At 66.9% G+C, this 24,629-nt stretch carries 25 protein-coding genes; 5 read left to right on the forward strand and 20 right to left on the reverse strand.

Annotated features, from left to right (window positions below; translation table 11 throughout):
* Nucleotides 1-88 precede the first annotated feature (88 nt).
* Entirely contained in the window at nucleotides 89-1,771 is a 1,683-nt protein-coding gene (locus tag CFB45_RS16215) for a YadA family autotransporter adhesin (protein WP_256978245.1), read from the forward strand.
* A gap of 127 nt (nucleotides 1,772-1,898) precedes the next feature.
* Here CFB45_RS16215 and CFB45_RS16220 read toward each other — a convergent pair whose 3' ends face one another.
* The 7 genes from CFB45_RS16220 to CFB45_RS16250 form a co-directional block, all read right to left on the reverse strand.
* Complete coding sequence (locus tag CFB45_RS16220) at nucleotides 1,899-2,861, reverse strand: ABC transporter permease subunit (protein ID WP_089426663.1); 963 nt, start codon at nucleotides 2,859-2,861, stop codon at nucleotides 1,899-1,901.
* Nucleotides 2,861-3,658: a taurine ABC transporter ATP-binding protein gene (locus tag CFB45_RS16225; RefSeq protein WP_089426414.1), complete on the reverse strand. Its 798-nt coding sequence runs from the start codon at nucleotides 3,656-3,658 to the stop codon at nucleotides 2,861-2,863. The genes CFB45_RS16220 and CFB45_RS16225 overlap by 1 nt, the downstream gene beginning before the upstream one ends.
* A gap of 26 nt (nucleotides 3,659-3,684) precedes the next feature.
* Nucleotides 3,685-4,701, reverse strand: a complete 1,017-nt coding sequence (gene tauA, locus CFB45_RS16230; protein WP_089426415.1) for a taurine ABC transporter substrate-binding protein — start codon at nucleotides 4,699-4,701, stop codon at nucleotides 3,685-3,687.
* Between the two features lie 457 nt (nucleotides 4,702-5,158).
* A complete protein-coding gene (locus CFB45_RS16235; RefSeq protein ID WP_089425898.1) occupies nucleotides 5,159-6,184 on the reverse strand; it encodes an IS110 family transposase in 1,026 nt (341 codons plus the stop codon).
* A gap of 131 nt (nucleotides 6,185-6,315) precedes the next feature.
* Nucleotides 6,316-7,308 carry a lipoyl synthase gene (gene lipA / locus CFB45_RS16240; protein ID WP_039346279.1) on the reverse strand — a complete coding sequence of 331 codons (993 nt, stop codon included), beginning with the start codon at nucleotides 7,306-7,308 and terminating at the stop codon, nucleotides 6,316-6,318.
* Nucleotides 7,301-8,059 (reverse strand): lipoyl(octanoyl) transferase LipB, encoded by a 759-nt coding sequence (gene lipB / locus CFB45_RS16245; RefSeq protein WP_039346281.1) that lies wholly within the window; start codon nucleotides 8,057-8,059, stop codon nucleotides 7,301-7,303. Before lipB ends, lipA begins: the two co-directional genes overlap by 8 nt.
* 84 nt (nucleotides 8,060-8,143) lie before the next feature.
* The gene (locus CFB45_RS16250) at nucleotides 8,144-8,470 is read right to left on the reverse strand and encodes a DUF2917 domain-containing protein (protein ID WP_089426664.1); all 327 of its coding nucleotides are present in this window, start codon (nucleotides 8,468-8,470) and stop codon (nucleotides 8,144-8,146) included.
* Between the two features lie 102 nt (nucleotides 8,471-8,572).
* On the opposite strand from CFB45_RS16250, the gene CFB45_RS16255 reads away from it, so the two are divergent.
* On the forward strand, nucleotides 8,573-9,559 hold the full coding sequence (locus tag CFB45_RS16255; protein WP_089426416.1) for a transcriptional regulator GcvA: 987 nt from the start codon (nucleotides 8,573-8,575) through the stop codon (nucleotides 9,557-9,559).
* Here CFB45_RS16255 and CFB45_RS16260 read toward each other — a convergent pair.
* The 10 genes from CFB45_RS16260 to CFB45_RS16305 all read right to left on the reverse strand — a co-directional run bounded on the left by CFB45_RS16260 (nucleotide 9,543) and on the right by CFB45_RS16305 (nucleotide 18,562).
* On the reverse strand, nucleotides 9,543-9,851 hold the full coding sequence (locus CFB45_RS16260; protein WP_011353335.1) for an HP0495 family protein: 309 nt from the start codon (nucleotides 9,849-9,851) through the stop codon (nucleotides 9,543-9,545). The genes CFB45_RS16255 and CFB45_RS16260 overlap by 17 nt on opposite strands.
* Nucleotides 9,851-10,777, reverse strand: coding sequence for a D-amino acid aminotransferase (locus tag CFB45_RS16265; protein WP_089426417.1), 927 nt, complete (start codon nucleotides 10,775-10,777; stop codon nucleotides 9,851-9,853). The genes CFB45_RS16260 and CFB45_RS16265 overlap by 1 nt, the downstream gene beginning before the upstream one ends.
* A 48-nt stretch (nucleotides 10,778-10,825) precedes the next feature.
* Entirely contained in the window at nucleotides 10,826-12,139 is a 1,314-nt protein-coding gene (locus CFB45_RS16270) for a D-alanyl-D-alanine carboxypeptidase family protein (RefSeq protein ID WP_089426418.1), read from the reverse strand.
* A gap of 487 nt (nucleotides 12,140-12,626) precedes the next feature.
* Nucleotides 12,627-13,271, reverse strand: a complete 645-nt coding sequence (locus CFB45_RS16275; RefSeq protein WP_089426419.1) for an alpha/beta hydrolase — start codon at nucleotides 13,269-13,271, stop codon at nucleotides 12,627-12,629.
* A 13-nt stretch (nucleotides 13,272-13,284) separates the two neighbouring features.
* Entirely contained in the window at nucleotides 13,285-13,602 is a 318-nt protein-coding gene (locus CFB45_RS16280) for a (2Fe-2S) ferredoxin domain-containing protein (RefSeq protein ID WP_011694422.1), read from the reverse strand.
* Between the two features lie 143 nt (nucleotides 13,603-13,745).
* Entirely contained in the window at nucleotides 13,746-14,897 is a 1,152-nt protein-coding gene (locus tag CFB45_RS16285; protein ID WP_089426420.1) for a VanZ family protein, read from the reverse strand.
* Nucleotides 14,898-14,916: 19 nt separating this feature from the next.
* A complete protein-coding gene (locus tag CFB45_RS16290) occupies nucleotides 14,917-15,555 on the reverse strand; it encodes an ABC-type transport auxiliary lipoprotein family protein (RefSeq protein WP_441301355.1) in 639 nt (212 codons plus the stop codon).
* 23 nt (nucleotides 15,556-15,578) lie between these two features.
* Complete coding sequence (locus tag CFB45_RS16295) at nucleotides 15,579-16,508, reverse strand: MlaD family protein (RefSeq protein WP_089426421.1); 930 nt, start codon at nucleotides 16,506-16,508, stop codon at nucleotides 15,579-15,581.
* Nucleotides 16,509-16,526: 18 nt separating this feature from the next.
* Nucleotides 16,527-17,441 (reverse strand): ABC transporter ATP-binding protein, encoded by a 915-nt coding sequence (locus tag CFB45_RS16300; protein ID WP_089426422.1) that lies wholly within the window; start codon nucleotides 17,439-17,441, stop codon nucleotides 16,527-16,529.
* Entirely contained in the window at nucleotides 17,438-18,562 is a 1,125-nt protein-coding gene (locus CFB45_RS16305; protein WP_089426423.1) for an MlaE family ABC transporter permease, read from the reverse strand. The genes CFB45_RS16300 and CFB45_RS16305 overlap by 4 nt, the downstream gene beginning before the upstream one ends.
* Before the next feature lie 293 nt (nucleotides 18,563-18,855).
* On the opposite strand from CFB45_RS16305, the gene CFB45_RS16310 reads away from it, so the two are divergent.
* From CFB45_RS16310 to CFB45_RS16320, 3 genes are all read left to right on the forward strand, one after another.
* Nucleotides 18,856-20,925, forward strand: coding sequence for a bifunctional 2',3'-cyclic-nucleotide 2'-phosphodiesterase/3'-nucleotidase (locus tag CFB45_RS16310; RefSeq protein WP_089426424.1), 2,070 nt, complete (start codon nucleotides 18,856-18,858; stop codon nucleotides 20,923-20,925).
* 8 nt (nucleotides 20,926-20,933) lie between these two features.
* Entirely contained in the window at nucleotides 20,934-21,779 is an 846-nt protein-coding gene (locus CFB45_RS16315) for a tetratricopeptide repeat protein (RefSeq protein WP_089426425.1), read from the forward strand.
* A 210-nt stretch (nucleotides 21,780-21,989) separates the two neighbouring features.
* Nucleotides 21,990-22,538: a hypothetical protein gene (locus CFB45_RS16320; protein ID WP_089426426.1), complete on the forward strand. Its 549-nt coding sequence runs from the start codon at nucleotides 21,990-21,992 to the stop codon at nucleotides 22,536-22,538.
* Between the two features lie 67 nt (nucleotides 22,539-22,605).
* On the opposite strand, the gene CFB45_RS16325 is transcribed toward CFB45_RS16320, so the two are convergent.
* The 3 genes from CFB45_RS16325 to CFB45_RS16335 form a co-directional block, all read right to left on the reverse strand.
* Nucleotides 22,606-22,944, reverse strand: a complete 339-nt coding sequence (locus CFB45_RS16325; protein WP_165765632.1) for an OmpA family protein — start codon at nucleotides 22,942-22,944, stop codon at nucleotides 22,606-22,608.
* An 82-nt stretch (nucleotides 22,945-23,026) separates the two neighbouring features.
* Nucleotides 23,027-23,701, reverse strand: coding sequence for a M35 family metallo-endopeptidase (locus CFB45_RS16330; protein ID WP_179255070.1), 675 nt, complete (start codon nucleotides 23,699-23,701; stop codon nucleotides 23,027-23,029).
* Complete coding sequence (locus CFB45_RS16335) at nucleotides 23,688-24,242, reverse strand: hypothetical protein (protein WP_089426429.1); 555 nt, start codon at nucleotides 24,240-24,242, stop codon at nucleotides 23,688-23,690. Before CFB45_RS16335 ends, CFB45_RS16330 begins: the two co-directional genes overlap by 14 nt.
* Between the last annotated feature and the right edge of the window lie 387 nt (nucleotides 24,243-24,629).

Below are 24,629 nucleotides of genomic sequence, written 5' to 3' on the forward strand. Positions count from 1 at the left end.
AATGGCCAGCATCCCCCTCCGCTCTTCCGGTCACGCGTGCCGCGCTGCTTGCGCCGCCAGCCTCTCGAAACTCGCCATCGCCATTGCCATGGTTGCACCGGGCTACGGTCAGGCCGCCGATCTGGTGCTGGATAATCTCATCATCAACGGTGGTTTGGGCGGCACGCCGACTGCCTCGGGAGCCGGCTCGATTGCCATCGGGCCCGGTGCGAAGGCAAACGGCGAGACCGGCGGCGATTACTCGGCCATCGCGATCGGCGCGGATGCCAGCGCCAATGGTCAGGCCACGATTGCGATCGGTGAAAAGGCCGGCGTTCACGGCGACCGGTCGAGCGCGTTCGGCGTATCGTCGAGCGTCAACGCGAACCGCGCGCTCGCGCTCGGCGCGGACACGAAAGTGACCGCGCACGATTCGGTGGCGCTGGGCCAGGGCAGCGTCGCCGACCGCGCCAAGACCGTCTCGATCGGCCAAGCCGGCAACGAGCGCCAGCTCGTCAATCTCCGCGCCGGCACGAAGGACACCGACGCGGTCAACCTGTCGCAGCTCAAGCCGGTCGTCGAGGCGCTCGGCGGCGATGCCGCGATCAACGCGGACGGGAGCGTGCGCGGCCCGAACTACAAGATCGACGGCCAGTCGTTCAACGACGTCGGCAGTGCGCTGACGAATCTCGACGAACGCGCCAAGACCAACACGCAATCGATCACGACGCTCGACGGCCGTGTCACGAACATCGAAGGCGACGTCAAATCCATCCGCATCGACGTCGACGATCTCGGCACGCGCCTCGACAACGGCGCCACCGGCCTCGTGCGCCAGGATCCCGCGAGCCTCGCGATCTCGATCGGCGCGAACAAGGGCGGCGCGTCGGTAAGCCTCGCCGGCACGGACGGTACGCGCGTACTGACCGGACTGTCGAACGGTGTCGACGACACCGACGCCGTGACCATCGCACAGTTGAAGGCGACCGGCCTGATCGACCCGAACGGCAAACAGCTCGGTGCGCTCGTGTACGACGATCTGACACTCGCCCGCGCGACGCTCGGCGGTGTGGGCGGCACGCTGCTTGCCAACGTCGCGCCCGGCCTGATCGCAGCGGGCAGCCTGGAAGCCGTCAACGGCGGGCAACTCTTCACGATGCAGCAGAAGATCGACTTGCTCGATACGCGCCTGACGAACTTCGAGAACGACAAACCCACGAGCCCACCGCCCGGCGGGAACCACGGCAACGACTTCGCGCAGCTCGGCGACGGCTCCGGCGCAACGGGATCGAACTCGCTTGCACTCGGGCAGAACTCGAAGGCATCCGGTGACGACAGTCTCGCGCTCGGCAACAACTCGACGGCATCGGGCAACAACTCGGTCGCGCTCGGCAACAACTCCGTCGCCGATCGCGACGACACGGTCTCCGTCGGCGCACCAGGCCAGGAGCGGCAGATCACCAACGTCAAGGCCGGCACCGCGCCGACCGATGCCGTGAACGTGCAGCAGTTGCACGACCAGATCGGCAGCGTGCGTAACGACATCGACCACTATCGTCGCGACGCCAGCGGCGGCATCGCGTCCGCCGTCGCCATCGCGAACCTGCCGCAGGCGTCGCTGGCCGGCGAAAGCATGGTCTCGATCGCCGGCGGCACGTACAGCGGGCAGTCGGCCGTCGCGTTCGGCCTGTCCACCGCCACGCGCAACGGGCGCTGGGTGGTCAAGGCATCCGGCTCCACCAATACGCGCGGCACGGTCGCGGTCGGCGCCGGCGCCGGGTATCGCTGGTAAGTCGTCGTCTCGCAGTCACCGGCATCATGCGACAGGGGCCGGGCTTCGCTCGACGCGAAGCCCGGCCCCTCTTTCGTTTGCAGCGCGGGGCAATCGACCTCCGTCACGCCCCGGTGCGACTCGCAGCCTATCCCCGCCCCTTCCACGGCACGATCCGCCGTTCGACCCACCGCATCGCGAGATCGAACAGCCACGCGATCGCGCCGATGATCAGGATCCCCATCACGACGATGTCGGTGCGCAGGAAGCTCGACGCGTTGAGCACCATCTGCCCGAGCCCGGCCGTCGCGGCGACCATCTCGGCCGCGACGAGCGTCGTCCAGCCGAAGCCGATCGCGATCCGCAGCCCGGTGAGAATCTCCGGCAACGCGGCCGGCAGCACCACATGCCGCACGATCTGCGCGAAGCTGCCGCCGAGCGAATACGCGGCGTTGATCTGCTCGACCGTCGCCGCACGCACGCCGGCGCGCGCCGCCATCGCGATCGGCGCGAAGCACGCGAGGAAGATCACGACGAGCTTCGCCGTTTCGTCGATGCCGAACCAGATCACGACGAGCGGCAGGTACGCGAGCGGCGGCAGCGGCCGGTAAAACTCCAGCAGCGGATCGAGCACGCCGCGCGCGACGCGGCTCACGCCCATCAGGATGCCGGCCGGCACGCCGATCGCGGTCGCGAGCAGGAACGCGCCGAACACGCGCGCCGCACTCCACAGCAGGTGCTCGGACAACGGCAGCCCACCCTGAATGCGACCATGCCAGGCATCGACGAACGCCGTCCACACGGCTTCCGGCGCGGGCAGGAACAGCGGCGGCAGCCACTGGCGATGCGTGGCGACCCACCACAGCACGGCCAGCACCGCGACCGTCGCCGTGCTCAAGGCCGCCGTCTTCCCCTCCCCCGGCAACCGGTAGCGGCGCGACGACGGCGCACGACGTTCCGCCGCTCGAATCCGCGTGCGATCGCCCTGCTCGACTCCTGCGGCCGTTCCGTCGGCCGCCCACGAATCCTGCGTGCTCATGCTGTCCTGCCTGTGCAAAGTGCTGATCCGACCGCGTCCGACCGACGCGCCCTGTCGCGCGAGTTCATGCATCATGCGGCCGCCTCGGCCGCTTCGTCGCGATGCAGGTATGCGATCAGCCGCTCGCGCCACGCGATGAAATCCGGTGAAGACTTCACCGCGCGCGCATCGCGCGATTCGACGTAGCGGCGCGCGAACGGCAGTTCGAAGGTTTCCGCGATCCGGCCAGGGCCGGGCGTCATCACGACGAGACGCGTCGCGAGGAACAGCGCCTCCTCGACATCGTGCGTGATGAAGAACACCGTCTTGCCGGTGCGCGCCCACACGTCGAGCACGAGCGCCTGCATCGTGCCGCGCGTCATCGCGTCGAGCGCGCCCATCGGCTCGTCCATCAGCAGCACGCGCGGGTCGCTCGCGAGTGCGCGCGCGATGCCGACACGCTGCTGCATCCCGCCCGACAGCTCGTACACGCGCGCATGCGCATGACCGTCGAGCCCGACGAGCGCGAGCATCTCCCGCGCCCGCGCCGCGCGTTCGGCCTTCGACACGCGCGCGAAGCGCAGCCCGAGCGCGACGTTGTCGAGCACGTCGAGCCACGGCAGCAGCGCGTACTTCTGGAACACGACGCCGCGATCGGCGCCGGGGCCCGTGACCGGCACGCCGTCGACGCACACCTCACCGGTGGTCGGCGCGACGAAGCCGGCCATGCAGTTCAGCAGCGTCGTCTTCCCGCAGCCTGACGCGCCGAGCGCGACGACGAATTCACCGGCATCGATGCGCAGGTCGACGCGCGCGAGCGCCTGCGTCGTCGGCCTGCCGCGCTCGCCCGGATAGGCAACCGATACCTGACGGACTTCCAGCGTGCTCATGCTCAGGACTCCGCGATGATCGCCGCTTAGCGCGCGGCCTTCTGCACGAACTGCGGATCGACGCCGGCCGAATAGTCGGCGAGCACCGTCTGGATCGTGCCTTGCGATTTGAGGAAGGTGGCGGTCGCCGCCAGCGACTTCGCCGCGCCCGATTGCGCACCGCCGCCGAGCCACGTCGGCGACGCCTGCTCGGCCGCGGTCGGGAACGCATAGAGCGCGAGGCTGGCCGGTACGTCCTGCGCGTTCGCGCCCGACACCTTCGCGACCGCCGCGACCTGCGGCGAACCGACCTTCCACGCCGCCGCATGCGCGCGGTAGTCGGCATCGGCCGCCGCGAGCACCTTCACGAAGCGCGTGACGAACTCGGGGTTATCGCGTGCGAACTTGCGGCTCACGACGAAGCCGTCGAAGGTCGCCTTGCCACTTTCTTTCGCAACCTGGCCGGACGTCGTCAGCACGGTGCCCGACTGCTTGACCTTCGCGAGCACCGGATCCCAGATGTAGGTCGCGTCGATGTCGCCACGTGCCCACGCCGCCGCGACTTCGGGCGGACGCAGGTTGACGATCTTCACGTCGTTCGGATTGACGCCCGCGGCCTGCAGCGCGACGAGCGTGTGGAAATGCGACGTCGACACGAACGGCACGCCGATCTTCCTGCCCTTCAGCGATGCGACGTTCGTGACGCCCGAGCCGTTGCGCGCGACGAGCGCCTCAGCGTCGTTGATGTTGTCGAGCACCCAGAACAGCGAGATGTCGAGCCCCTGCGACAGCCCGGCCGCGATCGGGCTCGAGCCGGCTTCGCCGAGCTGCACGGAGCCCGACGCGAGCGCGCGGATCACGTCGGCGCCGCTGTCGAGCTTGCGGAACGTGACCTTGTAGCCGGTCGCCTTTTCGACTTCACCACTCGCCTGCGCATAGCGCCACGGCACCACCATGTCCTGGTACGCGATCACGACTTCGCGCGTTTCGGCGTGCGCCGCGCCGAGCGCGGCAAAGGCGGTCAGCGCGACGACGGCGCGGCGGATGAAGCTGAAACGGGACATGCGGCTCTCCTTCGGAATGCGGGCATTGCTGCGGAAGAGCCGACTATAGGAGCTTTGCGCGCGGCGGGAGCGAACTTATCCTGCGAAGCTATCGATGCCGTTTCAGCTTTGCTTTCCATGCTCGACCGGATTGCGTGTCCGGTCGGGTGGCGATTGCCGTGCGAACGCAAGCCGGGCGTCCGCGCCAACGAAAATCTATGGTCAGCCCGATTTTTGCAAGCGAGGCAGTGTTGACCTAAAGTGGACTTGCTCGAATCTATCCGGGGTCGCGGATGGGAAAGATCCCGCCCCATGATGGGAGCCGCGCCGGGCAAACCTCAAAAAGCCCACAGCATTGAGGTGCTGTTTTTTGTGTCAGGTTACTTGCCCGGCCGTTGAGTCGTTTATGCCTTCACGTATCTCGCGTCGCAAAACCAGAGGTGACTACTGAAACTGAAGCCGTAAGCGATAGGAAGCGTCAGACTGAGGGAACAGCCTCGATGCTCCGGTAGTGTGTCCCTTTGGCGAGGATGGCCCAGGCGATCCTCGCCAGTTTGTTGGCCAGGGCACAGGCCACCACGTTCGAGTGTCGTCGCGCCAACAGGCTGCGAATCCAGACGCCCAATGCATCCGTGCGGTGCTCGATGCGCTGCATGACGGCCCGCGCACATTGCACCAGCAGCCGTCGCAGTTCCTTGTCGCCACGCTTGCTGATGCCCAGTAGCGTTGGTTTGCCGCCGGTGCTGTACTGCCGCGGCACCAGACCGACCGAAGCTGCAAACTGCCTTGCTGAGCCATATTGCTGAGCATCGCCCAACTCTGACATCAACACGCTGGCGGTCATCGGGCCAATGCCAGGAATCTCGAGCAGTCGTTCGCTGCGTTCATCCTCGTGTAGCTGGGTAAGCAACTCACGTTCGAGCTGGTGGATCTGCTCGTCCAGATACTTGAAGTGCGCCTGCAAACGTTCGAGCACGACCACCAGCCTCGGCGGCAACGATTCTGCCTCGAGCACGGCAGGCAGTCGCCGGATCACTGCCATGCCGCGCGGCAAGCTGATACCGAACTCCAACAGAAACGCATGAATCTGATTGATCGTGCCGGTGCGGTCACGCACCAGCCGCTCGCGCACACGGTGCAAGGCTGAAACGATCTGCTGGGCTTCGTTGTGCGGGCTCACGAAACGCATGCTCGAACGAGCGGCTGCTTCGCAGATCGCCTGGGCGTCCGCGAAATCGTTCTTGTTGCCTTGCCGGAACGGTTTGACGAATTGCGGAGAAATCAGCTTGGCCTCATGGCCCAGCGCTTGAAGTCGACGTGCGATCCAGTGAGCACCGGCGCAGGCCTCCATGACCACAATGCAACGCGGAAAATTGCCCAGCAGCGTGAACATCTGGCTACGCGTGAGCTTTTTACGGAACACCATCCTGCCTGACGCATCCTGTCCATGCAGGTGGAAGCAGTGCTTGCCGAGATCGATTCCGATCAGCGATACCGTGTCCATGATGGCCCTCCAGAAGGACAAAATCCTCACTCAGCGTAGTCCACTGAGTGAGGATCGGGCTGACCATCCTATTAAGCCCGCATCGCTGCGGGCTTTTTCGGGTTCGCCGGAAGACGACGAAGCAAGGACGCTCAGACCACCCCGGCCCCATGCGCCTGCAGATCGGCGTGATAGCTCGAGCGCACCATCGCGCCGACGGCCGCGTGCGTGAAGCCCATCTTGTACGCCTCTTCCTCGTACATCTTGAACGTATCCGGATGCACGTACGCCCGCACCGGCAGGTGGTGCTCGGACGGCTGCAGGTACTGGCCGATCGTCAGCATGTCGACGTCGTGCGCGCGCAGGTCGCGCATCACCTGCAGGATTTCCTCCTCGGTTTCGCCGAGGCCGACCATCAGGCCCGACTTCGTCGCGACGTCCGGATGCAGCGCCTTGAAGTCCTTCAGGAGCTTCAGCGAGTGCGCGTAGTCCGAACCCGGGCGCGCTTCCTTGTACAGGCGCGGCACCGTTTCGAGGTTGTGATTCATCACGTCCGGCGGCGCGGCGTTCAGGATCGAGATCGCACGGTCGAGACGGCCGCGGAAGTCCGGCGTCAGGATTTCGATGCGCGTTTCCGGCGACTGCTCGCGCACTTCGCGGATGCACTCGACGAAGTGACCGGCGCCGCCGTCGCGCAGGTCGTCGCGGTCGACGCTCGTGATCACCACGTACTTGAGCTTCAGCGCGCCGATCGTGCGCGCGAGGTTCTTCGGCTCGTCCGGATCCAGCGGATCGGGGCGGCCATGGCCGACGTCGCAGAACGGGCAGCGGCGCGTGCACTTGTCGCCCATGATCATGAACGTCGCGGTGCCCTTGCCGAAGCACTCGCCGATGTTCGGGCAGCTCGCTTCCTCGCACACCGTATGCAGGTTGTGCTCGCGCAGGATCGTCTTGATCTCGTTGAAGCGCGAGCTGCCGGTGGCCGCCTTCACGCGGATCCACTCGGGCTTCTTCAGCTTCTCGATCGGAATGACCTTGATCGGGATGCGCGCCGTCTTCGCCTGCGCCTTCTGCTTGGCGGTCGGATCGTAGGCAGGGGTCGCGGCCGAATCGGCCGGTGCGGGGGAAGCGGTAACGTCAGTCATTCGAATGTTGTTCCAGTGCCTGCGGCTTGTCGGCGGCCGCGGATGCGCCGTCGAGGTTGGCGATCAGACGGCGCACCAGCGTGTGGGCGACGTCGTTCCAGTCGGCGGCAACCTCGAGGCTCGCCATGTCGACAGTTTCCAGTCCGGCATAGCCGCACGGGTTGATCGCAAGAAACGGGCGCAGATCCATCTTCACGTTCAGGCTCAGCCCGTGATAGCTGCAGCCGTTGCGGATCTTCAGGCCGAGGGCCGCGATTTTCGCGCCCTCGTGCACGCCGGACGCCACGTAGATCCCGGGCGCGCCCGCCTTGCGGACCGAAGCGAGATTATACGCCGCGAGGGTTTCGATCACGGCCTCCTCGATCTTCGTCACCAGCGTGCGCACCATCAGCTTGCGCCGGCGCAGGTCCAGCAGCAGGTACGCGACGATCTGACCGGGGCCGTGGTAAGTGATTTGCCCGCCGCGGTCGACCTTCACGAGCGGCACGCCGCTGTCGGCCACCAGCAGGTGGGCCGGGTCGCCGGCCTGGCCGAGCGTGTAGACCGGCGGGTGCTCGACCAGCCAGATCTCGTCGCCGGTGTCGGCGGTGCGCGTGTCGGTGAACGCGCGCATCGCGTCGAAGCTCGCCTCGTAGGTCTCGACGCCCCGCCACCGCACGGTGACCGGCGGGGCCGGCTGATCCGGGGACCCGGCGGGCGATGCGGAAACGGCAACAGGCGTGGACACGATGGAAACCGGCGAAACGGACATGGGCGGTAGTTTACCGAAAACCCGTGGGTCTCGCCGGCCTTGGGAGGGGGACGGATCGCCGGTATCCGTCGGAGGAAATGATGGTCAGACGGTGCGCCAGCCGTCGTGGAGCAGCGCGGACAGCCGTTCACGCAGCCGTGCCAGCCCGCCGAGCGCGACTTCCCGGGGCGGCCGCGACACCGAGAACGCCACGCGCGTGCCCTCCCGGCCCTCCGCGCTGAGCCACAGCCGCTCGCCGCGGCGCAGCTTCAGCGTTTCGCCGTCGACCAGGAAGTAGTCGTTGACGTCGTTGCTGCGCGTCGCCCACACCGGCCCGCTCTGGACGATCAGCCGCGTGCTGCGTTGTACCTTCATCGGCACGGTTTCGCCCGCGGGGATTTCGAACGTGATGCTTGAAGAAATTTCTTGCATGATCGACTCCGCCAAAAAGTGCTTCGATGGCTACAATCGTAGTCACTCCAAGGCGTCAGACAAAACGACCAATTTTCACGTCGATGTGAGGAAAATTAGCAAATGGACCTCCGCCAGCTACCTGCGCTGAACGCGATTCGCGCGTTCGAAGCCGCCGCCCGTCACGAGAATTTCTCGCGCGCCGCCGACGAGCTGTTCGTCACGCACGGCGCGGTGAGCCACCAGGTACGCGCACTTGAGGAAGAACTCGGCGTGCAGCTGTTCACGCGCAACGGCAAGCGGCTGTGCCTGACCGACGCCGGCATGCGCTACGCGCAGCAGATTCGCACCGCGCTGATGGTGATCGCCGATGCGACCCGCGACGTGCGCGCGAGCGACCGCGACCGGCGGCTCGTGGTGTCGATGCTGTCGTCGTTCGCCGCGCGCTTCATCACGCCGCGCATCGGCACGTTCATCGAGCGGCATCCGGAAATCGACGTCGAGCTGCAGTCGACCAACTCGCTCACCGATTTCGCACGCGACGACGTCGACATCGCGATCCGCTTCGGTCAAGGCAACTATCCGGGGCTGCATGTCGAGCCGCTGTTCGACGAGGTGTTCTTTCCGGCGTGTGCGCCGACGCTGAACGGCGGCAAGCTGCCGCAAACGCCCGCCGATCTCGCGCACTACAACCTGCTGCGCTCGGACGACGAGCTGTGGCGGCCGTGGTTCGACGCGGCCGGGCTCAAGACGCTGACCGAGCCGAAACGGGGGATTCTGTACCAGGATTCGTCGAACCTGCTGCTGGCCGCGATCGACGGCCAGGGCATCGCGCTCGTGCGCCGCTCGCTCGCGGTGCACGACCTGCTCGACGGGCGCATCGTGCGCCTGTTCGACATCGACGGGCCGAGCCCGTGGCACTATTTTTTCGTGTGTCCGCCGCCGCTCGTGAACACGCCGCGCGTGCAGGCGTTCAGGACCTGGCTGCTTCAGGAAGTCGCCGAATACAAGCGGCTGTGCGACGAGCTGGACGCGCGGCGCGCGGCGGGGAAGACCCCCGCCGAGTGCGCGCAGGAAGGAGGATGGAAGGCGCTTAGAGTACGACCTTGACCATAGGGTGGCCGGTCAGTGCACGGTAGATGTTGTCGAGCTGTTCCTGGCTCGTCGCCCGCACGGTGATCGTGAGGCCCGTGTAATTACCGCCGCTCGACGCACGCTCCTCGATCTTCTCGACATCGATCTCGTTGTCGTGAACCGCGACGACCTTGAAGATCGTGTCCTTGAACTCGGGGTGCGCCTTGCCCATGATCTTGATCGGGAAATCGCACGGGAACTCCAGCAGCGACTCCTTCCGGGTATCGATCGCGCCGGTCACCTCGATGGTTTTGGTCGGTTCGCTCATCATTTGCTCCGGGTTAGGTCAAACTGTTCAAACTCGCGCGCTTTCGCGCGCTGGTACGCGTCGTACAACGCCGCGAATACGGGGCCCGGCTTGCCGCCCTGCACGGGCAGATCGTCGAGCGACGTGACGGGCAGCACTTCCTTCGTGGCCGACGTGATCATGATTTCGTCGGCCGCGCGCAACTCCACTTCGCTGATCTCGCGTGCGACGAACGGGATCTTGCATTCGTCCGCCAGTTCCTCGATCAGCGCGTAGCGGATCCCCTCGAGGATCTTGTTGCTGCGCGGCGGCGCGAGCAGCTCGCCGTTCTTCACGATCCACACGTTCGACGACGAGCCTTCCGTCAGGTTGCCGTCGCGCAGCTGCAGCGTCTCGAACGCATCGCGTTCGGCCGCATGCTGCGCCATCAGCACGTTGCCGAGCAGCGAGATCGACTTGATGTCGCAATGCAGCCAGCGACGATCCTCGGCCGTCACGCAACGCACGCCCCGCGCGCGTTCTTCGGCGGACGGCAGGCGCAGCGGGCTCGTCATCACGAACACCGTCGGCACCGCGTTCGCCGGGAACGCGTGGCCGCGCTTCGCGACGCCGCGCGTCACCTGCAGATAGACCAGCGCGTTGCCGTCGCCGAGCCCTTCGGCATTCGCCGCGACGACGCGCTCGATCAGCGCACGCCAGCCCGCGTCGTCGTGCGGGCTCGCGATGCCGATCTTCTTCAGGCTGCGCTCGAGCCGTGCCAGATGCTGCTCGATCCGGAACGGCACGTGCGCGCCGTCGTGCGCATAAACGGGGACAACTTCATACACGCCATCGCCGAAGATGAACCCGCGGTCGAGCACCGGTACACGGGCTTCCGACAGCGGCACCATTTCCTCCTGCGACGAGACGCTGAGGTAGACGATCGGTTCGAATTCGGCTTGGCTCATAGCTATGTCAGATGGGGATGAAGTCGCGAAAACAAAGGCCCGTCGTGCTTACTTCTTCTTGCTGAACATCAGCAGGATCGAGTCCCAGATACGCCCGAAGATACCCGCTTCCGGCACGGCCTGCAGCGCGACGACCGGGAACTCCGACAGCGTCTTGCCGTCGGCGACGATCTTCACGGTGCCGACCTGCTGGCCTTCCGCGAGCGGCGCGATCAGCGGCGCGTTGACGTCGACTTCCGTCTTGATCTTGTCGCCGAGGCCGCGCGGCACGGTCGCCCACTGGTCGGCCTTCACGCCGACCTGCACGGTGTTGTCCTTGCCCTTGTAGACGCGCGGCGTCGACATCGCCTGGCCGCCCTTGAACAGGCGCACCGAATCGAACGCGCTGTAGCCGTAGTTCAGCATCTTCATGCTGTCCTGCGTGCGCTCGCCTTCCTTCTGCTCGCCCATCATCACCGACACCAGGCGGCGCTGGCCGTCCACGCCCGGGATCGCGCGCTTCGCCGACGCGATCAGGCAGTAGCCGGCCGCTTGCGTATGGCCCGTCTTCAGGCCGTCGACCGTCGGGTCGAGCCACAGCAGGCGGTTGCGGTTGCCCTGGCGGATGTTGTTGTACTTGAATTCCTTCTCCGAGAAGATGCTGTAGTACTGCGGAAAATCGCGGATCAGGTGCGCGGACAGCTTCGCGAGGTCGCCGGCCGTCGTGTAGTGGTTCGGGTCGGGCATGCCGTTCACGTCGGCGAAGTGCGTGCCCTTCATGCCGAGGCGCTGCGCCTCGTCGTTCATCAGCGTGACGAACTGCCCTTCGCTGCCGCCGACGAGTTCGGCCAGCGCGATCGCGGCGTCGTTGCCCGACTGGATGATCATCCCGTACACGAGGTCGTGCACCGACACCGGCTTGTTCGCCTCGATGAACATGCGCGACTCGTCGCGGCCGACGCGGCGCACGGCCTCGCTCGGCGTGACGATCTGCTCCATCGAGATCTTCTTCTTGTCGAGCGCCTCGAACACGAGGTACGCCGTCATCAGCTTCGTCAGCGACGCAGGCTCGACGCGTTCATCGGCATTGCCCGACGCGAGCACCGTGTTGCTGGTCGCATCGACGAGCACCCACGAGCGCGCATTCACGCCCGGCGGCGGCACCGCGCCCGGCATGTAGGTCGCGGGCGCGCCGGTGAACTGCTCGGTGGCGGCCGGCGCCGCATGCGCGGCCTTGGCCTTGGCGGCCGGCTTCGCCTCGGCGACGACGATCGTCGAGGCGAGCGCGACGGGCAGCATCACGCCGAGCGCGACGTTGCGCGCGGCGGTGCCGAAGGCGATGGAGGAAGCGAGGGACTTGAGGCCTTGGGGAGACAGACGCATGATCGATTCAGGCTGATGGCAGAAAGTGCGGTGCGAAACGCGCAGGGTTGAACGGCAAGGCGGCGGGCGTTTCGGGCACTCGCCCGAGATCGTCGGGCGACGCGAAACGCGCCGGTTGGACTCGTGCGGACGCGTTCGGTTCGCGGCCGTCGCGAGCGGGCGGACAGCGGCAAAACGAGCGCCGCAATGGGCCCAGCCGGGCCGCGGGCGACGCGGAATCCGGCCATTATACGTGGGCGCGCAGGGCGTTTTCGCGAACCTGGCACCGGACAGTTGCACATGCGCATCCGGCGCGGGGTGACGACAAGCTGCCCGTCATCGCACGCGAAGGTGTGCGAAAGGCATGCGCAGGCGGGGTGGAAGTGAGGTGGCGCCGCACGGTGCGGCGCGATGTCGCGTGGGGAAAAGCGCGCCTCGGGCGAGGGCCGGAGGTCATGTGCACGAAGCGACGCAGGCTGCCGGCGTCATGCCGGCACCCGCGCACTGGCTAGCGCCATGCGTCGACGATGATGCGCTTCAGCACGTGCAGCTTGCGATGCAGGAAATGCTCGGCGCCGGGGATCACGACGACCGGCAGTTCCTGCGGCCGCGCCCAGTCGTACACGGAAGCGATCGGCACCGTGTCGTCGGTTTCGCCGTGAATCACGAGCGTGTTCTCGGGCACGTCGGCCACCTGCCAGCGGCTCGCGGCCGTGCCGACGAACACCATCCGCTCGATCGTCTCGCCCGCGTCGCGCAGCCGCTTCGCGACGTGCGACAGCACGAAGGTGCCGAACGAGAAGCCCGCAAGCACGAGCGGCAGGTCCGCATACGCGGGCTGCGCGCGCATGTGCGCGAGCACCGCGAGCAGGTCGTCGGCTTCGCCGGTGCCGTTGTCGTGCACGCCTTCGGTCGCGCCGACGCCGCGGAAGTTCGACCGGAACACGACGTAGTTCAGTTGCACGAGCGTGCGCGCGAGGGTTTGCGCGACCTTGTTGTCCATCGTGCCGCCGAACAGCGGATGCGGGTGCGCGACGAGCGCGATGCCGCGCGGCGTGGCGCCGCCTTCGCGCACGGCGTCGGGGAGGTCGACGGCGATTTCGATCTGCCCGACCGGGCCCGCGATCAGCGACTTCTGCGTATGAACGTTCATTCGGCCGGCCCGCTCAGATCTTCAGGCGGTCGACGACCTTGCCATCGCGCAGGTGCGATTCGACGATCTCGTCGATGTCGGCCTGGTCGACGTACGTGTACCATGTGCCTTCCGGATACACGACCATCACGGGCCCCTCCTCGCAGCGGTCGAGGCAGCCGGCCTTGTTGATGCGAACCTTGCCGGGCCCCGCGAGGCCGAGCTCCTTCACGCGCTTTTTCGCGTATTCCTGCATGGTCTGCGCGTCGCATTGCGCGCAGCTCGGGCGTTCGGCGCCCGGTTCGCGCTGGTTCAGGCAGAAGAAGACGTGGTGCTGGTAGTAGGAATCCATGATGGTGACGAGCGGCCCGGCGCGAGGCCGTGCGAAAAGAGGAGCGGTTGCCGCTGCGCGGGGCAACGGCGGGTTCGGACGATTATAGCGACCGGCGCACGCCGCTGCCTGCGATACCGCCGCCGCGCCAGATCAGCGCCGCGTCAGCGGCGCAGCACGGCCGGCAGCCATGCGTGCTCGACGCGCTGGCCGAGCCAGATCAGCGCCGCGTAGGGCCAGATCCACGCGAGCCAGCGCGCGAGGCTGTTGAAGTGCACGTAGCGGCCCTGCCGCCAGCCCGACAGCGTGAAGTCGAAGAACGGATTGACCGGCAGCAGGTTCACGAGCGCCACGCCGGCCAGCAGCGCGAGCGCCGCAAGCGTCGCGCGCCAGGTCGCCGGCACGTGCAGCGCGACGAGCGCGGCCGCGAAGCCGAGCTCGATCCCGAGCCGCGCGCCAGGCGTCGCCCACACGACGACGAGGCCGGTGGCCGACTGCATGAAGGTCGCGGCCGCCTTCAGCACGAGCGTCGCGACGACGAGCGCGATCAGGAGCCGGATGCGCGGCGCGCGCGGCCGCATCGCGAGCGACGCGATCGTCAGCGCGGCGAACAGCATCAGCCCGCCGAGCGCGGCCTCCCAACCGGAGTCGGACAGCCAGCCGTCGACGCGCTCCGGCCATTCGCCCACGCGCCATGCGGCCGGCAGCCACGCGAGCAGCGCGTCCTGCATCGACACGTCGGCGCGCTCCCACAGCGCGGCCGGCCAGTCGCCGATGCCGAACAGGAACGGCGACGGAAACAGGATCGCGAACGGCCACAGCCCGGCGAGCAGCAGCGGCGTCGCGCCGTCGTCCTCGAACCACGCGAAGCGCAGCCGGCGCAGCGCGCCGCGATCGAGCAGCGCACCGGTGGCCGGCGCGACGAGCGCGGCGCCCAGCAGCGCGCCGAGCGCGTTGGCCGCGAGATCGAGATTCGACGCGACGCGCGTCGGCAGGTAGGTTTGCAGCGCTTCCATCGCGCCCGACAGCAGCATGCCGAGCCCGGCTGCGATCAGCGTCGCGGCCACGCCGCGCCAGCGCGGGTGCAGTGCAAGCACGGCAAGCGCGCCGAACGGCATATAGCCGAGCACGTTCGTGACCACGTCGAATGCGGTCACGTAGCGCTGCATCGGCGCGAACAGGTAGTCGAACGGCCCGATGCCGAGCGACACCCAGCCCGCGAACGGATACAGCGACGCGTAGACGATGAGGGCCGCGTAAGCGGCAAAGGCCTGCCGCGCGAGCGGCGATGCGCGAAGGGTGCCGGTCGCGCTCATCGCGGCTGCGCGGCACGCGTCACGGCGTGCCCGCGTACGCCTGCATGCCGACCCACGCGGCGATCTGCGACACGAGCTGGTCGCTCGCCGTCGCGAGCGCGCGGGCGCCGCCCGCCGCGTCCGGCGTGCTGGACGGTGCGCGTGCAACGAACGTGCGCTGGCCGAGCACCTTGCCGTCCAGCATCAGCGTCGCGCGTGCGGTGACGGCGCCGTGGCTCTGCGACTGGCCGTCGAACACCTGTTCGAATTCGTTCAGGTCGACCTTGAGCGTCGGCGCGCGCACGCCGTCGGAGCCTTCGAGCACCGTGCCGCGCGACGACAGCGCGCCGCGCAGCCGCTGCGTGAGCAATTGCGCGGGCGGCGCGGTCCAGCGGCTGTCGCGATAGGCGGCCACGTGCTGCGCGTCCACGTATGCGAGGCGGTAGGCGAATTTGTCGGAGTCGAGCGCGTCGGGCGCGGCGACGTCGAGCACCTTCAGCGCGGGGCCCGAGCCTGCGGTCACGACCGACGTGGCCGGCCCGAGGTCATAGCGGACATTCGACAGCACCGCGCTGTTGCCGGCGCAGCCGGCCGCGAGCGACAGCGTCAGCACGGCAAGCGCGGCCGCGGCGGGACGCAGCGCGCGGTCAAGGATTCGTGGCATGGCGTGTTCCTGCATGGAGTTTCCGGTTTCGATGGGTGTCACTGCCCGGCCGTCGCACCCGGCCAGACGAAGCCCGGCTCGCCGGGCCCCGGCGCCGCGCCGGGCGAACCGAACAACAGACTGCGCGGATTGCGGCCAAGTTCACCGGCCACGTCCTTCAATTGCCGCGATGCGTCGCCGACGCTGCCGGCGAGCGCGTTGAAACGCGGCAGCGTGTCGTACTGCACGCGCGTGTTGAGACCGTTCAGCGCGACGCTGATCTGCTCGGCGGCCGTGCCGGCCTTGTTCAGGTTCGACACGAGCGGCCCGTTCGGCTGCAGCAGCGTGTTCGCCGACGCCATCGCGCGGTTCACCTCGTGCATCGTTTCCGGCAGCGCAGTGACCGCCGGGCCGAGCTGCTTCGTCAGCGTGGCGGCGCCGTCGGCCGCGTGCTGCAGGCTTTCGGCGGTCGCGCGCAACTGCTCGCGCATCTCGGGCGACATCAGCGCATTCGCGCTCTTCGCGGCCAGTTCGAGCTGCCGCAGCAGCACGTCGCCGCGCTCCTGGATCTGGTCGAACAGGCTCGGCCGCATCGGGATCTGCGCGATCGCCTTCGGCGACGACGGCAGCGGCGCCAGGTCGCGGCCCGTGTCCTCGAGCTGCACGAACGCGATGCCCGTCACGCCCTGGAAGCCGAGGCTGCCGTAGGTCGACTGCGTGATCGGCGCGTCATGGTCGACGAGAATGCGGATCCGGATCTGGCCCGGATGCGTGCGATCGAAACCGATCGACTGCACCTTGCCGACGTCGAGGCCGCGAAAGCGCACGGCCGCGTCCGGAAACAGCCCCGTCACGTTGGTGCGCGCGAGCAGGTCGTACGGCACGCGCACGGTGCGGTCGACGTTGAACCAGAACACGGTGCCCGCGATCGCGAGCGTCAGCGCGATCGTGAACAGGCCGGCCCAGAACGCATGTGATTTGTTTTCCATTCGCGGATTCCTTCGTGCCTACAGCTCGACGCTCGACAGCGCCGGTTCGAGGGCCGCCTTCGGCAGCTTCGCGCGCCGCTCGGGCGGCAGCGCCTGCAATGCGCGGCGCCCGCGCAGCCCCAGGAAATATTCGTGGATGAACGGATGGTCGACGTTCGCGGCCTCCTCGACCGGCGCGGCGACCAGCACCTTGCGGTCGGCCAGCACCGCGACGCGCGTCGACAGCGCGACCATCGTGTCGAGATCGTGCGTCACCATCACGACGGTCAGCCCGAGCGTGCGGTGCAGCGTCGCGATCAGCTCGACGAATTCGTCCGACGCCTGCGGATCGAGGCCGGCCGTCGGCTCGTCGAGGAACAGCAGTTCAGGCTCGAGCGCGATCGCGCGCGCGATGCCCACCCGCTTGACCATCCCGCCCGACAGCGCGGCCGGCATCTTCGACGCGTGCTTGCACGGCAGCCCGACCATCTCGAGCTTCAGCATCACGATGTCGTGCAGCAGGTCCGGCGGCACGCGGCCGAGCTCGCGCAGCGGCTGCGCGACGTTGTCGAACACCGTCATCGACGAGAACAGCGCGCCCTGCTGGAACAGCATCCCGGAGCGCGTGCGCATCATCCGCGCGCTCGCGTCGTCGATCGTCGCGGTATCTTCACCGAATACCTTGATCGTGCCCGACGTCGGCCGCTCGAGGCCGAGGATCTGCCGCACGAGCGTGGTCTTGCCGGAGCCCGAGCCGCCGACGATCGACACGATCTCGCCGCGCCGCACGTCGAAGTCGAGCTTCTGGTGAATGATGTTGCGCCCGTAGCGCTTGGTCAGGTTGCGCACCTCGATCACGAGGTCGCCGCCGTCGGCCGCCGCGGCCGGCCGGGTGCCGACCGAGCCGGCGCCGATGGCCGCGGCATGCGCGGTCGTTTCGTTCGATGCGTTCATCCGAGCCCCACGTTCTGGAACAGGATCGCGAACACCGCGTCGGCGAGGATCACGACCGTGATCGACGTCACGACCGACGTGGTCGTGCCTTCGCCGAGGCTCTGCGAGTTCGCCTTGATCCGGAAGCCGAAATGGCAGGCGACCAGCGCGATCAGCATGCCGAACACGACGCCCTTGCCCACCCCGATGTACAGGTTCGCGATCGGCACGACGCCCGGCAGCGAGCGCACGAAATAGTTGACGTCGATGCCGAGCACGAGCTTCGCGGCGAGCGCGCCGCCCGTCAGCGCGATGATGTTGGTCCACATCACGAGCAGCGGCATCGCGATGCCGAGCGCGAGCACGCGCGGCAGGATCAGCCGCAGCCCGTGCGGGATGCCCATCACGCGCATCGCGTCGAGCTCCTCGGTCACGCGCATCACGCCGATCTGCGCGGTGATCGCCGAACCCGAGCGGCCGGCGACGAGAATCGCCGACAGCACCGGGCCGAGCTCGCGGATCACCGACAGCCCGAGAATGTTCACGATATAGCGGTTCGCGCCGAACATCTGCAGCTGCTGCGCGGACAGGTAGCTGAGCACGATGCCGATCAGGAACGCGACGAGCGCGGTGATCGGCAGCGCCTGCGCGCCGGCGCTGTAGATGTTCGCCGAGGTTTCCTTCCACGGCATCGTCTTCGGGCGGCGCAGCACCGACAATGCATCGAGGATCACGAGGCCGAACATCGCGATACCGCCCTTCAGGTGTTCGCCGAACGTGAACAGCATGAAGCCCAAGCGCGTGATCGGGCCGAAGCGCACCACCCGTTCGGGCGCCTCGCGCTCGCTGTCGAGCCGCTCGATGCGCTCGAAGATCGTGCGCTGCGTCACGCTCAGCGCGACGCCGGCCGGCAGCTTGCGGCCCCACACGCGCCACAGCGCCTGGCCGCCGACGTGGTCGAGCCGCTCGATGCCGGACAGATCCCATTCGCTCACGTGCCCGGACGCGATGCTCGCGATACGGCGCGCCACCGCGCCGCGATTGCGTGCAAGCGCGAGCGCGGTCCACTGGCCGTACAGGCGCACCGTCTGGCCCTGGCTGCCGGCGTCGACCGACAGGCCGGGAGGAGTCTCGAAGTCCAAGGGCAGGTTGTTTGCAAAAAGGTGACAGCGGCCATTGTAGCGAACCGCCCGACGACGCGACGTGAGGATTTCCGTGGGGCGCCTGGCCCGGGGCGCCTGACCGGGAACGCCCGCCCCGGGAGCCGCGTGGAAGCCGCCGCTGCCGGCCCGTTGCCGGCTTCATCACCTTTCATTCTTCCGTCACGATTCCTTTCGATACTCTCACGCGCCGCACATCAGGCCGTCGGCGCCCCGCGCCGCCAATCGTTGCGACTCTCGCCTTTCATAAAACAGAACACCGAACAGGACAACCGATGCGTCTTCCCCTGCTTTCCCGCCGTCGCGTGCCGGCGATCGCCGCGCTCGCCAGCCTCGCCTTCATCCTCGCCGCCTGCGGCGGCGACGACGTCACCTCGCCGCCCGCGACGCCGCCGGCGGCCCAGGCGCCCGTCGGCACGACGGCCACGCTCGCCCTGCTCGAGACGACCGACCTGCACACCAACGTGCTGTCGTATGACTATTTCAAGCTCGCCGCCGACAACTCGCTCGGCTTCGAGCGCGTGTCGACGCTGATCGCGCAAGCGCGCGCGCAGTATCCGAACACGCTGCTGCTCGACAACGGCGACACGATCCAGGGCACCGCGCTGTCGGACTACCAGGCGCTCGTGAAGCCGGTCGGCTGCGACCAGACGCTCGCGATCTACAAGGTGATGAACGCCGCGAAATTCGACGGCGGCGGGATCGGCAACCACGAATTCAACTACGGGCTGCCGTACCTGTCGCAGGTGACCGGCAACACGTTCGAGGTCGACGGCCTGCCGGCGCCGGCCCAGCAGAAGAAGTGCGCGGGCCCGAACTTCCCGCAGGTGCTCGCGAACGTGATCAGCGCGAAGACCAACGCGCCGCTGTTCACGCCGTACACGATCCTGACCCGCACCGTGACCGCGACGACGCCGGACGGCAAGACGGTCAGCGCGCCCGTGAAGATCGGCATCATCGGCTTCACGCCGCCCGCGATCATGAACTGGGACAAGCGCTGGCTCGACGGCAAGGTCTATACGACCGGCCTGAAGGAAGCCGCCGAGAAGTACATTCCGGAGATGCGCGCGAAGGGCGCCGATCTCGTCGTCGCGATCTCGCACGGCGGCCTCGACAATTCCGCGTATTCGCCGACGATGGAGAACGGCAGCTGGTGGCTGTCGAAGGTGACCGGCATCGACGCGATGCTGATCGGCCACTCGCACCAGGTGTTCCCGGACGCGAACAGCACCGTGTCGCAGTTCAACCTGCCGGGCGTCGACAAGGTCAAGGGCACCGTCAACGGCGTGCCGACCGTGATGGCCAACTACTGGGGCAAGCACCTCGGCGTGATCAAGCTCGGCCTGAAGTTCGACGGCAAGACGTGGAGCGTCGACAAGTCGCAGACGACCGTCGAGGCGCGGCCGATCCAGAACGCCGACAAGAGCTACGTCGCGGCCGATCCGTCCGTGTCCGCCGCGATCGCCGCCGAGCACCAGGCGACGATCGACTACGTGAAGACGCCGATCGGCTCGACCGACTACCGGATGAACTCGTACTTCGCCGATGTCGGCGATCCCGGCGCGATCCAGATCGTCAACGAGGCGCAGGCCGACTACGTGAAGACCTATGTGCAGGCGAACCTGCCGCAATACGCGTCGCTGCCGGTGCTGTCGGTCAGCGCGCCGTTCAAGAGCGGCTTCGGCGGCGGCACCGACTACACCGACGTCGCGCCGGGCGCGCTCGCGATCAACAACGCGGCCGACCTGTACCTGTACCCGAACACAGTGTACGCGGTGAAGGTGAGCGGCGCCGACGTGAAGAACTGGCTCGAAACGGCCGCGAAGCGCTTCAACCGCATCGACCCGACCAAGGCGACCGTGCAACCGCTCGTCAGCACGTTCCCCGGCTACAACTTCGACATGTTCACGTCGGCCGATCTCGCGTATGAAATCGACGTCACGCAGCCGGTCGGCAGCCGGATCAAGAACCTGACGTACAAGGGCGCGGCGATCGACCCGAACGCGCAGTTCATCGTCGCGACCAACAACTACCGCGCGAGCGGCGGCGGCAACTTCCCCGGCCTCGACGGCAGCAAGACGATCTTCGCGTCGCCCGACGCGAACCGCGACGTGCTGATCGCGTTCGTCAAGAAGCGCGGCGCCATCACGCGCGTGGCCGACGGCGCACAGCGCAGCTGGCGCTTCACGAAGCTCGCGAGCTCGGTCGCGCACGTGCAGTTCGCGTCCGCGCCGAACCGCCTCGGCGACGCGGCGGCGGCCGGCCTGACCGGCATCACGCAGGTCGCGGCCGACGACGGCTCGGGCAAGAACCTGGCCACCTACGAAATCGACCTCACGCAATGAGACCCGCGATGCAACCGATCCGGACGATGCGGCCGGCCGAAACCGGCCTCGCCGCCGCCGCGCGGCGCCTGCTGCGCGCGAAACTCCCGCCGGCCGCGCTGCTCGCGGCGGCGGCCGTGACCGTCGCGGCCGTCGTCGCGGCAGCCGGCCTGCGCGGCGGCGGCCCCGCGCCGAGCGCCGCGCAGCTCGACGAGTGGCAGGCGATGGTCACCCAGGCCACCGAGCCGCATGCGCTCGCGCAGTTGCGCACGCTGGCGCGCCGCGGCTCGGGCGACGCGCAGGCGGCGCTCGGCATCGCGCTCGTCGACGCGCGCGAACCGGGGCTGCGCGACGAGGGGCGCGGCTGGCTGGAAACGGCCGCGGCGGCAGACGGCAAGGCCGACGCGCCCGCCGCCCGGCGTGCGCAGCTCGCGCTCGGCAAGGCGCTGCTGCTCGGCAGCAGCGACATGCCGAAGGACTACGCACGCGCCCGCACGCTGCTCGGCGAAGCGGCCGCGCAGGGCGACCCGGCCGCCGCGTATTACCTCGGGCTGATCTATCGCAGCGGCTACGGCGTCGCCGCCGATCCCGTGCAGGCCGCGCACTGGTTCGACGTCGCGTCGCGCGCGGACATCCCGGCCGCGGACTTCATGCTCGCGAACGCGTACCGCGAAGGCAGCGGCGTACCGCGCGACGAGGCGCGCGCGCTGGCGCTGTATCGCCGCGCCGCCGAGCACGAACTGCCGGAAGCCGTGCAGACGCTCGCGATGGCCTATCGCAACGGCGAACTCGGGCTCAAGCCCGACGCTGACGAGTTCCACGCGCAGTGGATCGAGACCGCGCATGCGCTGAAACACCCGGTCGTCGCGCCGTAACGTTCGTCCGCACGCACCGGCATCCCACCGGCTGCATGACGCGCCTGCTCCGACGCCCCGCGCATCGATCACCCGGCAACGGAATCGATCGAGGGGCGCGGGCGTACGCGCCTGTTGCATTGCCGCCCCCGGCTGCTCCACGTCGACCGTTCGATACGCGGCATTGCATTAACATGCAGCCTCACAATAAAACCTGAGAGAACTGCATCCATGTCCCATCGCCTTTCCAGGCTTGGCGCCGCTGCCGTCGGCGCCGTCGCCCTCGTCATTGCCGGCGCACCGCTCACCGCACGCGCCGCGCCGCCCGCCCAGCCCGACATCTTCAACGCCGCGCTTTGCAAGCCGCCGTTCACGTCGGATCTGATGGACGCGATCTACAACATCGCCAAGGCGTCCGATCCGAAGCCGGACGAATCGATGCTGGGCGCCGCGGTCTATCGACTGCCGGAGCCGATCCACCGCGACGGCTTCACGACGCAGCAGGTCGTGTTCGTCAGTACCGGAATCGGCGTGCTCGTGGACGGCGAAGTCGCCGACCAGCTCGCGAAACGCTACCAGCTCGCCCTCGAGAAGGGCCACCTGCTGGGCGCGTCGTCCGTCGGCTATTCGCGCAGGCTGACGGTCCGCGGCCCGGGTGGTGCGCTGATCCTCGTGTCGGCCCGCCCGGGCCCGGCGCTGAAGGGCAAGACGCTGCTGGCCTGCGAAATGACGTCCGAGGAGGACATCAAGGCGCTGGAGCGGATGGAGATGCGGCGCTAAGGAGATGGAGCGTTGGCGCGACGCAACGCCACTGCGGGGATATCTCGCATGCGAATACCGTACGTCGTTACTTCTGCTCCTGCAAGACCGTACCGCACGGATTCTCGCAACCTTCCGATGAACACGCTGGAATGAACTCTATCTCTATCTGATTGCGTTCACTCGACGGAACAACGGAGTTGCTTCGCCAGATTTTAGAGTCCATGTGAATCCGATCCTTTGCTACACCGAGATCGAGGAGATACGCTCGGACAGCATTGGCCCGAGTACGGGCGATCGAAATTGCGTCGCGCTCGTGCTCGTCGGCATATCCGTAGATCACGACGGGACCATTGTTGGCCGCACTGTTCCGAACGGTCACCAACAAGCTGGCGAGCGCAATCCGGTCAGCATTCGAAATGGCCATGACGCCGAGGTCGAGCTTACTTGCGTATTGCAGGGAAAAGCTGCAAGCAAACACGACGCTTGAAGCACAAAGCCCCACAAGGCTAATCGATGCACAAGATATACCACGCAATATTGTCCGCATTCCTGATCGCCATTGTCGGGACCTCTTTGGCGAGCCGCCTGCTGAGAAATTGTCCATAGGTGTTCTTGTAGTCAATCGCTCCGAATGTATCCCGAAAATGCACACACTCGTGAACAATGGTCAGTTGCATCGAGGAAAACGTACCCGCACTCGTATCCGGAAGCTCACAGAACTTCGGGGAAATCGATATCGTGTGCGTGGCGGTATCGGGGCCGCAAACGTGCGCAACTTCGCCGTCTAGATTTTTGGTATTTGGCGTACAGCCGAGAGCCCGATCAAGGTCGGGATCGGAGCGAACGAAATTCCTTGCCGTCAACCCCTTCATGACTGTGATCAACGCCACCAATCCGTTCGTCAGCGCACCGCGAGTGGGCTCGTCGGCGACCCCGAACCACTCTCTGACTCTCGCCCGTGCAGGCTCTCTCCAGACATCGAGTTCGTCGACTCTCTGCGTGATTATTTTTACGGCATCGTCGCGCAACGTCAGGACTTTCTTCCGAAATTCCGCATCGGTCATGTTTTTGCAGATGGGCGGCCCGTCGACTGCCAGTAAAAGCTCAACCTTCGAACCACGCGTCGTATTCGTTATGGCCGAGTCATGTACGGTCACGTATTCGTAGTCATCGTGCGGCATGGCCATGCTCCACTATTTCAATTCGCAGTTTCTCCGAATGACGCGTCGCTACGCGCTGTGTGTGCCCGGCACGATCAGTCATACCGCTGAAGACCTGGCCGGAACTGGTGTGTATTCGATAAGGCACACATACCAAGGGCTGCCCCGTCTTCTCGTTTTTCAATACATACTGCTCGTCGCATTCCGCCCCAGAGCCGGGCGAGTGAGAATGGTCGTCTCCCAGCTCTTTCGGCTCAGTCGCCCCATCACCGACCCGCATCCTCATGCCCCGCTCGGCATAGAACACAGGCGGCGGACTGCACCCGCATGCATTGATATCCCCACTCAACGCCCATCCCTGACCATTCGGCGCCCTGCCGGGCAAGCGCGGGCCTTTCGGCGCGACAAACCCCGCCTGCTCGCAAGCCGTGCAGTAAGTTTTCATGTAGAGCGTGGCGATCTGCACACGCGGCGGCGGATTGGAACACGTGACGCATTCCAATCCCTCGGTGATCGTCGCGCTGCCGCCCCGATCGCCCTTGGCAAGGAAATAGCGGATCATGCGGCGTCACCTCGGCTCATCGCGCCCGAGCAACGCTCATCCGCGAAAGTACCGGGCCCCGCCCCTCCGCCAACGGTCAACGAAGACTCGCTTAACCATTTCTCGCCACCATTCATCCGGATTCCCTCTCGTCGCTATCAGCGCAATCTCATCGCACCAAAATGCACGATCGGCACCAGGAAATCCATCATACGAATTCGAACTTCTGCCCCATCGACATCGGTCGGCGATGTTTCGTCAATTGATCAACCGGAATGTCGGTGCGGCATTTCTTCCGGCTCGCATGCCCACGACTACCTGAACGTAACTTCCTTCGATTCGGCACGAGCACATACGCGCGAAGCGTCGGATACCAATCGGCCCCTGTCCCCGGGGAAATGACTATTA

It is taken from the genome of Burkholderia sp. HI2500 (genome assembly GCF_002223055.1).
Taxonomy (GTDB): domain Bacteria; phylum Pseudomonadota; class Gammaproteobacteria; order Burkholderiales; family Burkholderiaceae; genus Burkholderia.